Source organism: Pseudomonas sp. ANT_H4 (assembly GCF_008369295.1).
In the GTDB taxonomy this organism is placed as follows: Bacteria; Pseudomonadota; Gammaproteobacteria; order Pseudomonadales; family Pseudomonadaceae; genus Aquipseudomonas.
On sequence record NZ_VOBG01000040.1, the window covers coordinates 1 to 17563 of the forward strand.

19 protein-coding genes are annotated in these 17563 nt (G+C 58.9%); 12 read left to right on the forward strand and 7 right to left on the reverse strand.

Going from position 1 to position 17563, the window contains the following annotated elements; all coding sequences use genetic code 11:
• Positions 1-212: 212 nt before the first annotated feature.
• Together FQ182_RS27995 and FQ182_RS28000 are read right to left on the reverse strand one after the other, a co-directional pair.
• The gene (locus FQ182_RS27995) at positions 213-1706 is read right to left on the reverse strand and encodes a CoA-acylating methylmalonate-semialdehyde dehydrogenase (protein ID WP_149414834.1); all 1494 of its coding nucleotides are present in this window, start codon (positions 1704-1706) and stop codon (positions 213-215) included.
• 74 nt (positions 1707-1780) lie between these two features.
• Entirely contained in the window at positions 1781-3130 is a 1350-nt protein-coding gene (locus tag FQ182_RS28000) for an aspartate aminotransferase family protein (protein ID WP_149414833.1), read from the reverse strand.
• Positions 3131-3256: 126 nt separating this feature from the next.
• Between FQ182_RS28000 and FQ182_RS28005 the strand changes: the two genes are divergently transcribed.
• From FQ182_RS28005 to FQ182_RS28020, 4 genes are all read left to right on the forward strand, one after another.
• Entirely contained in the window at positions 3257-4177 is a 921-nt protein-coding gene (locus tag FQ182_RS28005) for a LysR family transcriptional regulator (RefSeq protein ID WP_149414832.1), read from the forward strand.
• Positions 4178-4263: 86 nt separating this feature from the next.
• On the forward strand, positions 4264-5658 hold the full coding sequence (locus FQ182_RS28010; RefSeq protein ID WP_149414831.1) for a uracil-xanthine permease family protein: 1395 nt from the start codon (positions 4264-4266) through the stop codon (positions 5656-5658).
• An 87-nt stretch (positions 5659-5745) separates the two neighbouring features.
• Positions 5746-6405 carry a TetR/AcrR family transcriptional regulator gene (locus FQ182_RS28015; protein ID WP_149414830.1) on the forward strand — a complete coding sequence of 220 codons (660 nt, stop codon included), beginning with the start codon at positions 5746-5748 and terminating at the stop codon, positions 6403-6405.
• Positions 6406-6417: 12 nt separating this feature from the next.
• Positions 6418-6999, forward strand: a complete 582-nt coding sequence (locus FQ182_RS28020) for a YigZ family protein (protein WP_149414829.1) — start codon at positions 6418-6420, stop codon at positions 6997-6999.
• Between the two features lie 302 nt (positions 7000-7301).
• Here FQ182_RS28020 and FQ182_RS28025 read toward each other — a convergent pair whose 3' ends face one another.
• Positions 7302-7694 carry a hypothetical protein gene (locus tag FQ182_RS28025; protein ID WP_149414828.1) on the reverse strand — a complete coding sequence of 131 codons (393 nt, stop codon included), beginning with the start codon at positions 7692-7694 and terminating at the stop codon, positions 7302-7304.
• An 83-nt stretch (positions 7695-7777) separates the two neighbouring features.
• On the opposite strand from FQ182_RS28025, the gene FQ182_RS28030 reads away from it, so the two are divergent.
• The 3 genes from FQ182_RS28030 to FQ182_RS28040 all read left to right on the forward strand — a co-directional run bounded on the left by FQ182_RS28030 (position 7778) and on the right by FQ182_RS28040 (position 10349).
• The gene (locus FQ182_RS28030; RefSeq protein WP_149414827.1) at positions 7778-8128 is read left to right on the forward strand and encodes a MerR family transcriptional regulator; all 351 of its coding nucleotides are present in this window, start codon (positions 7778-7780) and stop codon (positions 8126-8128) included.
• Between the two features lie 25 nt (positions 8129-8153).
• Complete coding sequence (locus FQ182_RS28035; protein ID WP_149414826.1) at positions 8154-8840, forward strand: SDR family oxidoreductase; 687 nt, start codon at positions 8154-8156, stop codon at positions 8838-8840.
• A 153-nt stretch (positions 8841-8993) separates the two neighbouring features.
• Positions 8994-10349, forward strand: coding sequence for an 8-oxoguanine deaminase (locus tag FQ182_RS28040; RefSeq protein WP_149414825.1), 1356 nt, complete (start codon positions 8994-8996; stop codon positions 10347-10349).
• Between the two features lie 2 nt (positions 10350-10351).
• On the opposite strand, the gene FQ182_RS28045 is transcribed toward FQ182_RS28040, so the two are convergent.
• Positions 10352-11440 (reverse strand): calcium:proton antiporter, encoded by a 1089-nt coding sequence (locus tag FQ182_RS28045; RefSeq protein WP_149414836.1) that lies wholly within the window; start codon positions 11438-11440, stop codon positions 10352-10354.
• Between the two features lie 205 nt (positions 11441-11645).
• On the opposite strand from FQ182_RS28045, the gene FQ182_RS28050 reads away from it, so the two are divergent.
• Positions 11646-12599: an adenosine deaminase gene (locus tag FQ182_RS28050; RefSeq protein ID WP_149414824.1), complete on the forward strand. Its 954-nt coding sequence runs from the start codon at positions 11646-11648 to the stop codon at positions 12597-12599.
• A gap of 106 nt (positions 12600-12705) precedes the next feature.
• On the opposite strand, the gene FQ182_RS28055 is transcribed toward FQ182_RS28050, so the two are convergent.
• On the reverse strand, positions 12706-13635 hold the full coding sequence (locus FQ182_RS28055; protein WP_149414823.1) for a LysR family transcriptional regulator: 930 nt from the start codon (positions 13633-13635) through the stop codon (positions 12706-12708).
• A gap of 123 nt (positions 13636-13758) precedes the next feature.
• Here FQ182_RS28055 and FQ182_RS28060 point away from each other — a divergent pair, with 123 nt between their 5' ends.
• From FQ182_RS28060 to FQ182_RS28070, 3 genes are all read left to right on the forward strand, one after another.
• The gene (locus tag FQ182_RS28060) at positions 13759-14052 is read left to right on the forward strand and encodes a putative quinol monooxygenase (RefSeq protein WP_149414822.1); all 294 of its coding nucleotides are present in this window, start codon (positions 13759-13761) and stop codon (positions 14050-14052) included.
• Between the two features lie 43 nt (positions 14053-14095).
• Positions 14096-15109 (forward strand): zinc-binding alcohol dehydrogenase family protein, encoded by a 1014-nt coding sequence (locus FQ182_RS28065; protein WP_149414821.1) that lies wholly within the window; start codon positions 14096-14098, stop codon positions 15107-15109.
• Between the two features lie 148 nt (positions 15110-15257).
• Complete coding sequence (locus FQ182_RS28070) at positions 15258-15437, forward strand: hypothetical protein (protein ID WP_149414820.1); 180 nt, start codon at positions 15258-15260, stop codon at positions 15435-15437.
• Between the two features lie 53 nt (positions 15438-15490).
• Here the strand turns inward: FQ182_RS28070 and FQ182_RS28075 are convergent, their stop codons facing one another.
• Together FQ182_RS28075 and FQ182_RS28080 are read right to left on the reverse strand one after the other, a co-directional pair.
• Positions 15491-16693 (reverse strand): multidrug effflux MFS transporter, encoded by a 1203-nt coding sequence (locus FQ182_RS28075; protein WP_149414819.1) that lies wholly within the window; start codon positions 16691-16693, stop codon positions 15491-15493.
• A gap of 86 nt (positions 16694-16779) precedes the next feature.
• Positions 16780-16977, reverse strand: a complete 198-nt coding sequence (locus FQ182_RS28080; protein WP_133101545.1) for a heavy-metal-associated domain-containing protein — start codon at positions 16975-16977, stop codon at positions 16780-16782.
• A 147-nt stretch (positions 16978-17124) separates the two neighbouring features.
• Between FQ182_RS28080 and FQ182_RS28085 the strand changes: the two genes are divergently transcribed.
• A complete protein-coding gene (locus FQ182_RS28085) occupies positions 17125-17505 on the forward strand; it encodes a hypothetical protein (RefSeq protein ID WP_149414835.1) in 381 nt (126 codons plus the stop codon).
• Positions 17506-17563: the final 58 nt, after the last annotated feature.

The following is a 17563-nucleotide window of genomic DNA, read 5'->3' on the forward strand; positions in this document are numbered from 1 at the left end:
CTGGGCTTCGATGAACTGAAGCAACTCGCTATCGAAACCTACATAACTCTTTGTTTACCAAGGAGTTTTCCGTTTCGACTGCGCCGGAAGTGGGCGAATTATAGACTTCCAGGATCTGCCGTCAACCTCTACTTTCACAATTCTGTCATATCAGTCAAAAAAACCCGAAAAAGCGAAGGCCAACCCCTACAGGCCGGCCTTCTGCCTTCTACTTACAAGCTAGGAAAAGCAAACTGCGAGGCTTCATGGCTGGCCCGCTGCGGCCAGCGCTGGGTAATCGCCTTGCGACGGGTATAGAAACGCACCCCATCCGGCCCATAGGCATGCAGGTCGCCAAACAGCGAACGCTTCCAGCCACCGAAGCTGTGATAAGCCACCGGAACCGGTAGCGGCACGTTGACGCCAACCATGCCCACTTCAATCTCGTCACAGAACAGCCGCGCCGCCTCTCCATCGCGGGTGAAGATACAGGTGCCATTACCATACTCGTGATCATTGATCAGTTGCATCGCCGCTTCCAGGCTATTCACCCGAACCACACACAGTACCGGCCCAAAGATCTCTTCTTTATAGATGCGCATCTCTGGAGTCACGCGATCAAACAGGCAGCCGCCCAGGAAGAAGCCGTCTTCATGACCGGCAACACTCAAGCCGCGACCATCGACCACCAACTCGGCGCCAGAAGAAACACCGTCTTCTATATAGCCACTGACTTTATCTCGCGCCTGACCAGACACCAGCGGCCCCATGTCCAGGCCGCAAGAAGTACCCGCACCAATCTTCAACGCCTTGATCTGCGGCACCAGCTTGGCGATCAACGCATCGGCCACCTGATCGCCCACGCAAACAGCCACCGAGATCGCCATACAGCGCTCACCACAGGAACCATAGGCCGCGCCCATCAGAGCACTGACCGCATTGTCCAAGTCCGCATCCGGCATTAGCACCGCATGGTTCTTCGCCCCGCCCAAAGCCTGCACACGCTTGCCGCGCTTGGTGGCTTCGGAATAGATGTACTCGGCAATCGGCGTCGAACCGACAAAACTCAGCGCTTTAACTTCCGGCGCCTCGATCAACGCATCCACCGCGCCCTTGTCACCATGCACCACGCTCATCACGCCTTTAGGCAAGCCGGCTTCCTGCAGCAGTTGAGCAATCAGCAATGTCGAGCTTGGATCACGCTCCGAAGGCTTAAGGATGAAGCAGTTACCGCAAACGATCGCCAGCGGATACATCCACAACGGCACCATCGCCGGGAAGTTGAATGGCGTAATACCGGCGACCACACCCAGCGGCTGGAAATCGGACCATGCATCAATGTTCGGACCAACGTTACGACTGTATTCACCCTTGAGGATTTCCGGCGCCGAGCACGCGTATTCGACGTTCTCGATACCGCGCTTCAACTCACCCGCCGCATCTTCCAGGGTCTTGCCATGCTCTTCGCTGATCAATTGCGAGATACGCGCTTCGTTCTGTTCCAGCAATTGCTTGAAACGAAACATCACCTGGGCACGCTTGGCCGGCGGTGTGTTGCGCCAGGCAGGGAATGCCGCCTTCGCCGAGTCGATAGCGCTTTGAATGGTTTCCCGGCTGGCCAGTGGTACTTGATGAATCACTTTGCCGGTGGACGGGTTGTAAACATCAGCACTGCGACCGTTTTCGGTCACCAGTTCGCCGTTGATCAAATGCTGGATAAGGCTCATGCAGGGCTCCTGAAAAGTTGTCCACAGGCGCGACTCTCGTCGCACCTGGTAGTTGTTCTATATAGAAGGAGAAATCAGTCGATCTTGTTCAGCACTTCGCCGACCGCGTCGAACAAGCGATCCAAGTCCTGCGCCTTACTGTTGAAGGTTGGCCCGAATTGCAGAGTGTCGCCGCCGAAGCGCACGTAGAAGCCCGCTTTCCACAACGCCATACCTGCTTCGAATGGACGCACGATGGCATCACCATCACGCGGGGCGATCTGAATCGCACCAGCCAGCCCGTAGTTACGAATGTCGATGACGTTCTTGCTGCCCTTCAGACCGTGCAGCGCATTTTCAAAGTGCGGGGCAATTTCGGCCACGCTCTGCACCAGGTTTTCCTTTTGCAGCAGGTCCAGTGCTGCCAGGCCCGCAGCGCAAGCCACCGGGTGCGCCGAGTAGGTGTAACCGTGGGGAAATTCCACCGCGTACTCAGGCGTCGCCTGGTTCATGAAGGTTTGGTAGATCTCCGTGCTGGCAATCACCGCGCCCATCGGGATCGCGCCGTTGGTGACTTGCTTGGCGATGCACATCAGGTCCGGTGTCACGCCAAAGCTGTCGGCGCCGAACATCGAACCGGTACGGCCGAAGCCAGTGATCACTTCATCGAACACCAACAGAATGTTGTGCTGATCACAGATCTCACGCAGACGCTTGAGGTAACCCTGTGGCGGTACCAGCACGCCGGCGGAACCGGCCATCGGTTCAACAAACACGGCAGCAATGTTGGATGCGTCGTGCAACTCGATCAGCTTGAGCAGTTCGTCGGCCAAAGCGATACCACCCAGCTCTGGCATACCACGGGAGAAAGCATTGCTCGCCAGCAATGTGTGAGGCAGGTGATCAACATCCATCATCGCCTGGCCAAACATTTTACGGTTGCCGTTAACACCACCCAGGCTGGTACCGGCGATGTTCACACCGTGATAACCACGGGCACGGCCGATCATCTTGGTCTTGGTCGCCTGGCCTTTCAGGCGCCAGTAAGCACGAACCATCTTCACGGCGGTATCGGCGCACTCGGAACCGGAGTCGGTGAAGAACACATGGTTCAGGTTGCCCGGTGTCAGATCGGTGATCTTTTCTGCCAACTGAAAAGACAAGGGATGACCGTATTGAAAGCCTGGCGAGTAGTCCAAAGTGCCGAGCTGCTTGGCGACGGCTTCCTGGATTTCCTTGCGGGTATGCCCGGCACCACAGGTCCACAGGCCAGACAACGAGTCATAGACCTTGCGCCCCTTGTCATCGATCAACCAACTGCCTTCGGCAGCCACAATCAGGCGCGGGTCGCGGTGAAAGTTGCGGTTGGCGGTGTACGGCATCCAGTGAGCGTCCAGCTTCAACTGGCTGGCCAGGGACGACGGAGCGTTTTCGGGCATGTTCATCTGCAAAATCCTCGCAAGGCTATAGGCGGCGTAGGGATCGAAAAGCGTAGTTGCAGCTAAATTGCCACGGGGATAAAGTCTGTGAAATCCAACTCTTCTAACCTTCAGTCAGGCCTTCACTAAACTATGAGTAGCCGTCGACCCGATCCCCTGGCCCAAGTGAGCGACTTCGATATTCGCTTGCTGCGCATCTTTCGCAGCGTGGTGGAGTGCGGTGGCTTCTCGGCGGCAGAAACCGTGCTGGGGATTGGCCGTTCAGCTATCAGCCAGCAGATGAGTGATCTCGAGCAACGCTTGGGCCTGCGTCTGTGTCAGCGTGGTCGCGCCGGATTTTCCCTGACGGAAGAAGGACGCGAGGTTTATCAATCGGCACTGCAGCTGCTCAGTGCCCTGGAAAGTTTCCGCACCGAGGTCAACGGCCTGCACCAACACTTGCGCGGCGAACTGACCATCGGTCTGACCGACAACCTGGTCACCCTGCCCCACATGCGTATCACCCACGCCTTGGCGCAATTGAAAGAACGCGGCCCAGACGTACAGATCCAAATCCGTATGATCGCCCCCAACGAAGTGGAGCAAGGGGTGCTCGACGGGCGCTTGCATGTCGGCGTCGTGCCCCAGACCAGCGCACTGTCGGGCCTCGAATATCAGCCGCTTTACAGTGAACGCTCGCTGCTCTACTGCGCGGTCGGTCATCCGCTGTTTTATGCAGACGACAAGCAACTCAACGACGAACGCATCAACTCACAGGACGCCATTGCGCCGACCTTCCGCTTGCCCGCCGAAATCCAGGCTCACTATCAAGCCCTCAACTGCACCGCCAGTGCTTCGGACCGTGAAGGCATGGCATTCCTGATCCTCACCGGTCGCTACATCGGCTACCTGCCGGATCACTACGCCAGCCTCTGGGTGCAACAAGGCCGCTTGCGCGCCCTGAAACCCGCCGCACGCTTTTATGATTTGAGCCTCGCTTCGGTCACGCGCAAGGGTCGCCGCCCTCATTTGGTGCTGGAAAGTTTCCTCGAAAGCCTGGCCGCCACCCGCTAACACGGCGCCCATATAAAACCTGAGCAACTGGACAGCTTTTTGCAAGGTATGAGGACCTTGAATCGTCAGCCTTGAGTTCCAACGCCATGCCACCAGAGTCTTCCAGCTCCAGCGATCTGATCTACGGCCTCAATGACCGCCCAAAACCATTGCCCGCCTTACTTGCCGCACTGCAACACGTACTCGCCAGCTTCGTCGGTATCATCACCCCGCCGCTGATCATTGGTTCCACCTTGGGCCTGACCGCCCACCTGTCCTACCTGATCAGCATGGCGTTGATGGTCTCGGGGGTCGGTACTTTCATTCAGGCTCGTAGGCCGTTTGGCATTGGCGCCGGGATGATCTGCCTGCAGGGCACCAGCTTCGCCTTTCTCGGCGCGGTGTTATCAGCAGGGTTTCTGGTCAAGCAACGGGGCGGCAACCCGGAAGACATCCTCGCGATGATTTTCGGGGTGTGCTTTTTCGGCGCGGCGGTGCAGGTAGTGTTGAGCCGTTTTATCGGCCAACTACGGCGGGTAATCACGCCACTGGTGACAGGCATTGTCATCACCTTGATCGGCATCAGCCTGATCAAGGTCGGCATCACTGATCTGGGTGGCGGTTTCAACGCCCCCGATTTCGGCGCGCCCACCAACCTGGCGCTAGGCCTGTTCGTGGTGTTGACTATCATCCTGCTCAACCGTTCGAACACGCCGTGGGTGCGCCTCTCGGCCATCATCATCGGCCTGGCCCTGGGCAGTCTCGCCGCCTGGTTCAGTGGCACTCTGGTACCGCACGCCTTGCCGGACTTGCCATTGGTAAGCCTGCCGACCCCGTTCCGCTTTGGTTTCAATTTCGACTGGACAGCGTTCCTACCCATTGCGCTGATTTATCTGATCAGCACCATCGAAACCGTCGGCGACCTCACCGCCAATTGCATGATTGCCCGCCAACCTATCAGCGGCCCTTCTTATATAAGCAGGCTCAAGGGCGGCGTTCTGGGTGATGGCATCAGCTGCATGATCGCCGCCACCTTCAGTGCCTTCCCCAACACCACCTTCGCCCAGAACAATGGCGTCATCCAGTTGACCGGCGTCGCCAGCCGCTATGTCGGCCTATACATCGGCGTGGTGCTGTTTTGTCTCGGGCTGTTCCCTCTGATTGGCGCCGTGTTGCAGCAGATCCCCAAGCCGGTGCTGGGCGGCGCGACCCTGGTGATGTTCGGCAGTGTGGCCGCCGCCGGCGTGCGCATCCTTGCACAAGCGCCACTGGATCGGCGCAGCATGCTGATCATCGCCACCTCGTTCGGTGTCGGCCTGGGCATCGCAGCCCAACCGAATTTGTTGCATCTGATGCCAACGCTAGTACAAAACCTGTTCGACTCGGCCATCACCAGCGGCGGCCTGACGGCAATTGTATTGTGCCTGCTATTACCGGAAGCCAAGGCCACGACACCTGCCGCAAATCCGGCCCTGGAAAGCGACACCCTGGAACCGCTTTGACGCTTTTATCGTATCGGGACTTGTCTGAGGCTTGAGGGTGGGTTATCTGTGCACACGTCGCATTTATCGATCTGCACGGAAACCTCCATGAGCCTCGAAGTTCCTGCCCACAGCAACCACGCCGGAAAACCTGCAAGCCGCATTCGGCAAAAGAACGAACAAGCGATCATCCAGGCCGCCGAAGACGAGTTCGCTCGCCATGGTTACAAAGGCACCAGCATGAACACCATCGCGTCGAGCGCCGGGCTGCCGAAGGCCAACCTGCATTACTACTTCACCAACAAGCTGGGGCTGTACATCGCCGTGCTCAGCAACATCCTCGAACTGTGGGACAGCACCTTCAATACGCTGACCGCCGAAGATGATCCAGCCGAAGCGCTGACTCGCTATATCCGCACCAAAATGGAGTTTTCCCGCCGCCAGCCCCAAGCCTCGCGGATCTTCGCCATGGAGATCATCAGCGGTGGCGAATGCCTGAGCGAATATTTCGGCCAGGACTACCGTGCCTGGTTCAGCGGCCGCGCGGCGGTGCTCCAGGCCTGGATCGACGCGGGAAAAATGGACCCGGTCGACCCGGTACACCTGATCTTCCTGCTGTGGGGCAGTACCCAGCACTACGCCGACTTCGCCACGCAGATCTGCCGTGTCACTGGTCGCACCAAGCTGACCAAACAAGACATGGAAGACGCTGGCACCAACCTTATCCACATCATTCTCAAAGGCTGCGGCATCAAGCCAGCCCTCTAAACGAAGCGACTCATGCCTTTCACCCTTACTGGCCTTTGCGAATTTCGCGAAGAAATACGCAAAAGCCGCTTCATTACCCTCGCCACCCCTATTGCCAGCCCCCTGGACGCCCAGGCTTTCATCGACCAACACAGCGACCTGAACGCCACGCACAACTGCTGGGCCTGGAAGCTGGGCGATCAATACCGCAGCAACGATGATGGCGAACCCGGCGGTACTGCCGGGCGACCGATCCTGGCAGCGATCGAAGCACAAGACTGCGACCAGGTCGTGGTGCTGGTGATCCGCTGGTACGGCGGCATCCAGTTGGGCACTGGCGGTTTGGCCCGCGCCTATGGCGGCGGTGCCAATAAATGCCTGCACGGCGCCGAGCGCGTTGAACTGATCAAACGCGTGCCGCTAAGCTGTGCCTGTGGTTTCGCCGAGCTGACACTGGTGAAACTTCGTGTCGCCGATCTGGGCGGACTGGTGGTGGAGGAAACCTTCACCGCCAATGGCGTCGAACTGCAGCTTATGCTGGAAGAGGCGCACATCGACACGTTACAGAATCAGCTCGCAGACCTGAGCCGTGGACGCATCCGCCTGCAACGCTGAAATTGCCCACATCTACTGTGCACCTGCCTGTGGATAACCTGAGCACACTCCCCTGTAACCCTTCTGTCACAAGGGTTTGCGGCCGTTGTTCAGTTTTTGCTCAAGCAACCACACTAAAGTATTAATCCAGCTAAAAAACAGTCAGTTAGGCTGGTTATCACCTTTAGAACAAAGGGGTACAGCGCTTATACCCACCGATGACGCTTGCGCACAATTACTGTGGAACAACCTGTGGATAACCCGTGCAAGAGTGTCCGGGCAGCATAGGCAGCAACGCCCCGATGAAATTGAACGTTTTTTGATCAGTCTGCTACCTGGCGCACCGGCATTAACTGCGCCACCAACCAGAGCACTTCAAACACCAGGACGATCAACAACGCCGAACTGGCGCCGTGAACCAGCGCATAAATCTGCCAAGTGGCAAACAGCATCCGGCCCACCGCGTCATAGCGTCCAAAAATCACCTGGGGATCGCGGATCCGCAACACCGCCCACACACAGACAATCGACCCCATCAGGTTGGCCATCAGCACATGAATAGGCGCAAAGGGCGGCAGTTCGCCTGGCAGGTTCAAGGCCAGCAAAGCGTTGTGAAGCAAAAGAAAAGTCCAAGGCGTGACAAACGCAGCGGTGACGATCAGGTCGTACCAGCCGCTGGCACGCACCAGTTGACGGTATTGGTGTGCAGTCCACATATCAGCAAGCTCCTTCGATTCAAGAAGCAAGCAGGCTAAAGCCTGGAGTATGCTCCAGGGTCAAGCCCTATCGAGCCCACCTTATGCGCATCGGCGAATTGGCCCTGGCCAGCAGCGTGAGCCGCGACACCCTGCGTTTCTACGAGCAGCGTGGATTGATTGCCGCCCAACGCAGCGCCAACGGTTACCGCGACTATCCGGCGGAAATGGTGCAACTGGTCCTGTATATCAAGACCGCTCAGCGCCTGGGATTCAGCCTCGGCGAAATCGGCAGTAGCGTCGCGGCGCTATGGAAAGCGGCCGACCCCGACAGCGCCGTGACCCAACTGTTGCAAGACAAGCTCAACCTGATCGAAACCCGCATCGTCGAACTCGGCCACCTGCGCCAGGAGTTGCAGCAAAGACTCGGCCAGCGTTGTCCATTGAACCCATGAACTTGCACCGCAAAGGAAGCTACTCATGTCTACGCCAAAAACCGCACTGATCATCGGCGCCTCCCGAGGCCTGGGCCTTGGCCTGGTCAACCAACTGCTGGCAGACGGCTGGCAAGTCACCGCCACCGTGCGTGATCCGCAAAAGGCCGACGCCCTGAAAGCCCTCGGCCAAGTGCAAATCGAACAGTTGGACATGGACGACCAGCTAGCCATAAACGCCCTGAGCCAACGCCTCAAGGGGAAAACCTTCGACCTGCTGTTCGTCAATGCTGGCGTCAAAGGTCCCGTCAATCAGACGCCCGGCCACGCCACCCAGGCCGAAGTGGGCCAACTGTTTTTCACCAACGCCGTGGCGCCGATCAACCTGGCGCAACGGTTTGCCGGGCAGATCCGTGCAGACAGCGGGGTGCTGGCCTTCATGAGTTCGGTGCTGGGCAGCGTGACCATCCCCGACGGCGCGGACTTGGCTCTGTACAAAGCAAGCAAGGCCGCGCTCAACTCCATGACCAACAGCTTTGTCACGCAGTTAGGTGATCAGAAACTGACCGTCCTATCGCTCCATCCGGGCTGGGTCAAAACCGCTATGGGCGGAGAAGGCGCGCAGATTGACGTCCAGACCAGCGTTCGCGGCTTGATCGACCAAGTCAATGCCTACACCGGCAAGGGTGGCCACCACTTTGTAAACTACAAGGGCCAGACCATCCCCTGGTAAACGTCATACAGGTCTATCGCCGATTGCCGGCGATAGACCCGGCTGTGGACTACACGTAAACTGCCCACCTCGCCCTCCCCGGCGACCCTGGATCAGCAGACAGGGCAACACTGAGCTGGCAAACCTGAACCCATCATTCAGAGGAGCCGGCCAATGCCTGCGACCCGTATCTGGTTAAAAAACCCTCTCGCGATCTTCACCGCCAATGCCCTCGACGCCCGTGGCGGCCTGGTGCTGCAAGACGGTGTAATCGTTGAAGTCCTCGGCCTGGGGCAACAACCCGCCACAGCCTGTGGACAAGTCTTCGATGCCCGCGAGCATGTGATCCTTCCCGGCCTGATCAACACCCATCATCACTTCTATCAAACCCTGACCCGCGCCTGGGCACCGGTGGTCAACCAGCCGTTGTTCCCGTGGCTGAAAACCCTGTATCCGGTATGGGCTCGCCTGACTCCGGAAAAACTGGCACTGGCTACCAAAGTGGCCCTCGCTGAACTGTTGCTCTCTGGCTGCACCACGGCGGCGGACCATCACTACCTGTTTCCCGACGGCCTGGAACATGCCATCGACGTGCAAGTCGAGAGCGTGCGTGAGCTAGGCATGCGCGCCATGCTGACCCGTGGTTCCATGAGCCTGGGTGAAGCTGATGGTGGTCTGCCACCGCAACAGACCGTGCAACAAGGCGAAGTGATCCTCGAAGACAGCCAGCGACTGATCGGCAGCTACCACGAGCGTGGCGACGGCGCCCAAATCCAGATCGCCCTCGCGCCCTGCTCACCGTTCTCCGTCACGCCGCAAATCATGTCCGCCAGCGCCGAACTGGCTAACAGCCTTGACGTGCGCCTGCACACCCACCTGGCGGAAACCCTCGACGAAGAAGACTTCTGCTTGCAACGCTTCGGCCTGCGCACCGTGGATTACCTGGACAGCGTCGGCTGGCTCGGCCCGCGCACCTGGCTGGCCCATGGCATTCACTTCAACCCCGAGGAAATCGCCCGCCTGGGCGCGGCCGGCACCGGCGTCTGCCATTGTCCAAGTTCCAACATGCGCCTGGCCTCCGGCATCTGCCCGACCCTGGACCTGATTGCCGCTGGCGCGCCGCTGGGCCTGGGCGTGGACGGCTCGGCCTCCAACGACGCCTCGAACATGATCCTCGAAACCCGCCAGGCCCTGTATATCCAGCGCCTACGTTACGGGGCGGAAAAAATCACCCCGGAGTTGGTCCTGGGTTGGGCTACCAAAGGCTCCGCACAATTGCTCGGGCGCAGTGACATCGGTGAGCTGGCCGTGGGCAAGCAAGCTGACCTGGCGCTGTTCAAGCTCGATGAGCTGCGCTTCTCCGGCAGCCATGATCCGATTTCGGCGCTGCTGTTGTGCGGCGCCGACCGGGCGGATCGGGTGATGGTGGGCGGCAAGTGGCGCGTGATCGATGGGCAGGTCGAAGGCCTCGACCTGAAAGGCCTGATCGCCGATCACAGCCAGGCGGCACGGCAGTTGATCAGCGGCTGACGCTACACCCCCAACAACGACAACAGGATAAAGGTCGCAAACAACACAAAATGGGTCATCCCTTCGATGGCGTTGGTTTCGCCATCGTTGAGGTTGATCGCGCTGACAATCAGCGTGATAAAAACCATCACTGTTTGTACCGGGGTCATCGCCATCTGAAACGGCTGGCCGGTGTACAACGCCATGGCCTCCATTACCGGCACCGTCAAAATCACCGTCGACAATGACGCACCAAGCGCAATGTTGACCACCGACTGCATGCGATTGGCCAGAGCGGCGCGCAACGCAGTCAAAATTTCCGGCGCGGCGGAAATTGCCGCCACCACGATTGCCGTGATCACAGGCGGAGCACCCGTCCCTTCCAGCCCAAGGTCCAATGTCTTGGACATCACCTCGGCCAGCGCACCAATCACCACCACACCGAACACCAGAGTGCCGATTGAGAACGCCAGATTGATCGACGGCGCCTCATCTTCCGGCTGTTTCTTGCCGCGTTTTTCCGGGTAGCTGTAGCTGAAAAAATAACTGTGGGGCCCGACCTGCATTCGCAGGAACAGGGTGTACAGCACCACCATCGCACCGATGGTGAAGGCCGAGTAAATTTTCCAGTCAGACTCGGGGATAAATTCCGGCACCACCATCGACACGCCCATGGCGGTGAGGATCATCACGCTGTAGGTCCGTGCCGAATCATCGTTGTAGGACTGTTCACCATGCTTGATGCCGCCCATCAGCGCGGCCAGGCCGAGAATGCCGTTGATATCGAGCATTACAGCCGAGTAGATGGTGTCGCGCACCAGGGTTGGCGATGGTTCGTTACTCATCATGATTGCCAGGATCACCACTTCCACCAGCACGGCGGCCAGGGTCAGGATCATCGTGCCGTATGGATCGCCGACCTTTTCCGCCAACTGCTCTGCGTGATGAGCCACGCGCATTGAAGCAATCACGATAAAGCCGATCAACGCCATGCCACCAAGCAGCGCAACCCTCTGCCCGCTGTGCAGCAACCAGTGCTCCAGCGGGTAGGCGGCAATGGCGGCAATCAGCGCCAGCAGCATAAATTTTTCTTGCTTGAGGGATGTGAGCATCACGGGCCTTTTCGAGCGACAAATCAGTCACTGATGGGGTACAGACTGCGCCACATCGCTAACGTTTCGTTACACCTTAGTTCACTCACTGCTTGCACGAGGCATGAACCCTGCAAACCGAATACCCATCGTCTGGTCAGGTTTTGCCGATTATTTCGCATTGCGCCTGTAGAATGCCGCCATTGCACCTGATGAGATTTTATAAATGTACGACTGGCTCAACGCCCTGCCCAAGGCTGAATTGCACCTGCACCTGGAAGGCTCGCTGGAACCTGAGCTGCTGTTCGCACTGGCCGAACGCAACAAGATCGCGCTGCCGTGGAACGACGTCGAAACCCTGCGCAAGGCCTACGCCTTCAACAACCTGCAAGAGTTTCTCGACCTTTATTACAAGGGCGCCGATGTGTTGCGCACCTCGCAGGACTTCTACGACCTGACCTGGGCCTACCTGCTGCGCTGCAAGGCGCAGAACGTGATCCACACCGAGCCCTTTTTCGACCCACAGACCCACACCGACCGTGGCGTGCCCTTCGAAGTTGTGCTCAACGGCATTGCCGCAGCACTCAAAGATGGCGAGCAACAACTGGGCATCACCAGCGGCTTGATCCTCAGCTTCCTGCGCCACCTGAGCGAAGACGAAGCCGAGAAAACCCTCGACCAGGCACTGCCATTCCGTGATGCATTTGTCGCCGTTGGCCTGGACAGTTCGGAAATGGGTCACCCACCGAGCAAGTTTGTGCGGGTGTTCGATCGTGCCCGCCATGAAGGTTTCCTGACCGTCGCCCATGCTGGCGAAGAAGGTCCGCCGGAATACATCTGGCAAGCCCTCGACCTGTTGAAGATTGAGCGCATCGACCATGGTGTACGCGCCATCGAAGACGAACGCTTGATGCAGCGGATCATCGACGAGCAGATCCCACTGACGGTATGCCCGCTGTCCAACACCAAGCTTTGCGTATTCGACGATATGTCCCAGCACAACATCCTCGACATGCTGGAGCGTGGCGTGAAGGTCACAGTCAACTCGGACGATCCGGCGTACTTCGGCGGTTATGTCACCGAGAATTTCCATGCACTGCACACGTCTCTGGGCATGACCCAGGACCAGGCCAAACGCCTGGCGCAGAACAGCCTGGACGCACGGTTGGTGAAGCCTTAACTCCGAACTACCGTAGGCGCAAAGCCCGACCCCCGGGCCTGCGCCGACGTCGGATACAGCTCAGGCTGTATAGGTGCAACGCTACATCGCCCCGGCATTCCCGAGGTTATGGTGTAGAGATCAATCGCTCCGGAAACTGCGCAGTCAATTTCGCACAACGGGACACGAGCATTTCACGCAGGAGGTTGATCGGCTTACTCAACTGCGCGCGATGGGCGCACAGCAGATTGAGCGGAGCACGTTCACAACGCAGCTCCGGCAGGATCAACCGCAAGCGCCCGGCCAAAACATCAGCGCTGACGTCCAGCCAGGATTTATAGGCAATGCCGACACCGGCCAATGCCCACCGACGAACCACATCGGCGTCGTCACTGAAGCGGTCGCCTGTCACCGTCAGGCTGACCTCACGCTTGCTGTCGTGAAAACTCCAATGGTCATGGACGCGACTGCCAAGCATATAAAGCAGGCAGTTGTGCTGGGCCAGCTGCTCCAGATGACGCGGCTCACCATGGCGCACGAGGTAGTCAGGGGCCGCACACAGCACCCGAAAGTTCTGCGCGGCGATGGGCAAGGCAATCAGGCTGGAGTCTTCCGGTTCGCCGTAGCGCAAGGCGATGTCCACGGGCTGGCGGAACAGGTCGGCGATCCGGTCGCCCAACAGCAAGCGCACGGTCAGCTTCGGGTGCTCACGCTGGAACTCGTCGAGCCAGGGCAGCAGCAGGTTGCGGCCAAAGTCCGAAGGTGCCGAGAGTTGCAGCACACCGCTAACCTGATCCTGACCGCTGGCCAGCAATCGGCGACCTTCATCCAGATTGCTCAACGCGGCGCGGGCGTACTCCAGAAACCCCTCGCCCTCGGCGGTCAAGCGCAGGCTACGTGTCGAGCGGGCCAGCAGACGCGCGCCCAGTTGCTGCTCGATGCGCTTGAGCGCGGCACTGGCCACGGCTGCCGACATATCCATCACACGGGCCGCCGCCGAGAGGCTGCCCAAGTCCGCTGCACGGACAAACAACTGCAAGTCATCAAAACGCAGCATGGCGATCGTCCCGGCTGATTATCAATAAAATATTGAAAGAGACTGCTCTTTTAGCGGGTTTTATCTTGCAGAGAAATAGCCAATGATCTGTTCATGCCGCTCATCCCCTATCAGGAGTCGAATATGCCCAGCGCGTTTAATGTCATTGCCACGCTGATCGCCAAACCCGGTCAACAAGACACCCTAGAACAATTGCTGCGCGCACTGCTGGAACCCACCCGTGCCGAAGCAGGCTGCCAGCAGTACGACCTGCACCAGGACCTGCAACACCCCGAGACCTTCTACATGCTCGAACGCTGGAATGACGACGCGGCGCTGGCCGACCACGACCAGAGCGCGCATATCCAGAACTTTCGCGCCAAGGCTGCTGACGTGCTTGAGCATTTCGACCTCAAGCGCCTGAAGTTCCTCGCCTGAAGCGTTTCGCTTGAATAGCCCTGACAACCTTTTGGAGTTCTCCATGAAAGCCGTCGCTTACTACGCGTCACTGCCCATCAACGATCCAAAATCCCTGCAGGACATCGAGTTGCCCGAACCCGTCGCCGGCCCACGAGACCTGCTGGTGGAAGTCAAAGCCATCTCGGTCAACCCGGTAGACACCAAGGTGCGCCAGAACGTCGCCCCGGAAAACGGCGCGGCCAAAGTGCTGGGCTGGGATGTGGCCGGCATGGTCAAAGCGGTGGGCAGTGAAGTGACTCTGTTCAAGGCCGGCGACAAGGTGTTCTACGCCGGCTCCCTGATGCGCCCCGGCGGCAACAGTGAACTGCACACGGTGGATGAGCGAATTGTCGGTCATATGCCAAAAAGCCTGGGCTTTGCCGAAGCCGCCGCGCTGCCGCTAACCGCCATCACCGCGTGGGAGTTGCTGTTCGAGCGCCTGCAAGTCAGTGAAAGCAAGGTCGATGAAGGCCAGAGCCTACTGATTGTCGGCGCTGCCGGTGGCGTCGGGTCGATCCTCACCCAACTGGCCAGCCAGCTCACTGCACTGAAAGTCATCGGCACCGCTTCACGTCCCGAAACCCAAGCCTGGGCCAAGGAGCTGGGCGCCGACCTGGTGATCGACCATAGCCAGCCACTGAGCGAAGAGCTCAAACGCGCAGGCCTACCACAAGTGACCCACGTCGCCAGCCTGACCCAGACCGACCAGCACCTCGATCAACTGGTGGAAGCCCTCGCCCCCCAAGGTAAGCTGGCGCTGATCGACGATCCCAAGGCGCTGGATATCAGCAAGCTCAAGCGCAAGAGCCTGTCGCTGCACTGGGAGTTCATGTACACCCGTTCGATGTTCGAGACCGCCGACATGATTGAGCAACACAACTTGCTCAACCGCGTGGCCGAACTGATCGACGCCGGCACCCTGAAAACCACGCTGGGCGAGCACTTCGGCGTGATCAACGCGGCCAACCTGCGTCGTGCCCACGAACTGCTGGAAAGCGGCAAGGCCAAGGGTAAGATCGTGCTGGAAGGGTTCTAGGCAAAAGGTCTGTCAGTATCTTCCGTTATCCATACAGGTAACAGAAGACACCGCTAGTCAGAGACTTGATCCTTGTCATATTTGTGAGCGTGTTCGGGTTTATATTGTCCGCCTTTGCCACGCAATCTTTTACGTGAGGAAGTCAGCAATGAAGATCCTGATAAACGCGTTAGCAAAATCCCAAGACCACAAATGGCAGGTTCGCCTGGACCAGAACACTTTTACCTTCCGCAGTGAGGCCGAAGCCCGCGCCTTTGCCGACACCCTGCAAAGCCGAATCCAGGCCCCGCACCGCTTTCCCGAGCAACAACACCGCTCCGCCGGCTGAACTCCGTAGGCGCTGCCGAGGCTGTGTTCGGCTGCACTGCAGCCCTGCGAGGGCTACGCCCTCGATCGCAGGCCCGCAGGCTCAGCAGCGCCTACAAAGCGCCGGGTCGTCATGGCCACGGTCACCGCCAATACACCGCACACGCTGATGACGATCGCCATCGGCATGGAGCTGCCATCGTGCAGCAACCCCACCAACGACGCCGCACCGGCGGCCACACCGAACTGGATGCAACCGAGCAACGCCGAAGCGCTGCCGGCCCGTGCGCCCTGCCCGTTCATGGCGCAGGCGGATGTGTTGGGCAGGATGCAGCCCAGGCTGGCAATACAGATAAACAGCGGTACCAATAACGGCCACAAAGCTTCAGTGTGCAAAGCACTGACCGCCAACAATGCCAGCCCTGCCGCCAGGTAAACCCACACGGCGCGGGTCAACAAAAACGCCGGGCCACGCTTGGACAGCAAGCGAGCATTGACCTGCGCCACCAGGATAAAGCCCGCGGCGTTGGTGCCAAACAGCCAACCGTAATGCTCGGCCGGTACGCCGTAGAGCTTGATAAAGACGAAAGGTGAACCAGCGATGTAGGCAAACATCCCGGCAATCGCAATGCCCCCGGTCAGGGCATACCCGAGGAACACTCGGTCCGCCAGCAAGCGACCGTACTGGCGCAACGCCCCGGACAACGGTTGACGGGGCTGATTGGCCGGCAAGCTTTCCGGTAAGCCGACCGCCACTGCAACGGCGGCCATGACGCTGAATACCGTCAACGCTAGGAAAATCGACTGCCAGCCATACAGACTGACCATCACCCCGCCCAACATCGGCGCGAGGATCGGCGCCAAGCCGACCACCAACATCAACTGCGAGAAGACTTTGGCCGAGCCCACCGCATCGCATTTGTCACTGACCACCGCGCGGGAAATCACCATCCCCGCGCAACCGCCCAGGGCCTGGACGAAGCGCGCACCGATCAACCATTCCAGGGACGGCGCATAGGCACAGGCCAGTGACGCCACGGTAAACAGGCTGACACCGGTCAACAACGGAATCCGCCGGCCGAAACGGTCTGCCACCGGGCCATAGGCCAGTTGTCCGATTGCCAGACCGATGAAGTACACGGCCAACGTCAGCTGGATATGTTTTTCGTCAGTGCCGAACGCTGCGGCCATGGCCGGGAAGCCCGGCAGATAAAAATCGATCGCCAGCGGCGCAAAGGCACTCAAAGACGCAAGAATCAGGATTATGCGAAGGTTCATCAGGCACCCAGGTGAGTCGGCAGCTCGACAGTCTAGCCGCGCTTGGGTGCCTTGGACATTATGTTAGCTCACTAACTATTAAATAATCAGGCGAGCTTGGTGCTGTAGCCTTCTTCGCTGATCAGGCTGATGACTTCATCGGCTGTCAGACTACTTTCAACCCCAACCTCCTTGGCTGCCAGATCGACCCGCACGCTGGCCGCCGGGTCTTTTCTCTGCACCGCCTGGGTCACCGCCCGGACGCAATGACCACAGGTCATTCCTTCAACGCTGAATACTTGCATGACATGACTCCTTTAATGAGGATGACGACAGTTTTGACCTTGCCACGATGGCAAGGTCAAGCGCTGAAAACATCAGCCGGGCTGGTATTCATCGGCGCCCTCGGCCAAGCTGCATCTATTGATGATTTGAAATTCGGAGAATTCGCCATGCGCTTGTCGTTTTTTGGCCTTGTCAGCCTGATGAGCTTGTTCGCCGCTGCGCCAATGGCCAGTGCCGCCGAAGACTATGCCGTGCTGATTATTTCCCGGGAGCGCCTGGAAGTGCCGACCAACTGCGAGATTGGCTTATACATCGATGATCAGTTGGCAGGAAGGCTGTTTCAGGAACAAGCCACCTCGTTCAACTTGCCGGAGGGCAAGGTGTCGTTGCGCCTCAAGTTACTGCCAGGCCAAGCCGCCGGGTGCTTGCCGGGGATGCTGGCGCCCAAGGCACAGGAGGTCAACTTGAAAGCCGGAGACGTGCGCAAGTGGCGCATTGCTCAAGGCCAGGGCGGCATGTACCTCAAGCCGGCGACGCTGGGTTACTGAAACATTGATCTGAAGCCTTGACCTTCCCCTCAGGTCAAGGCTGATCCTATGGGCAACT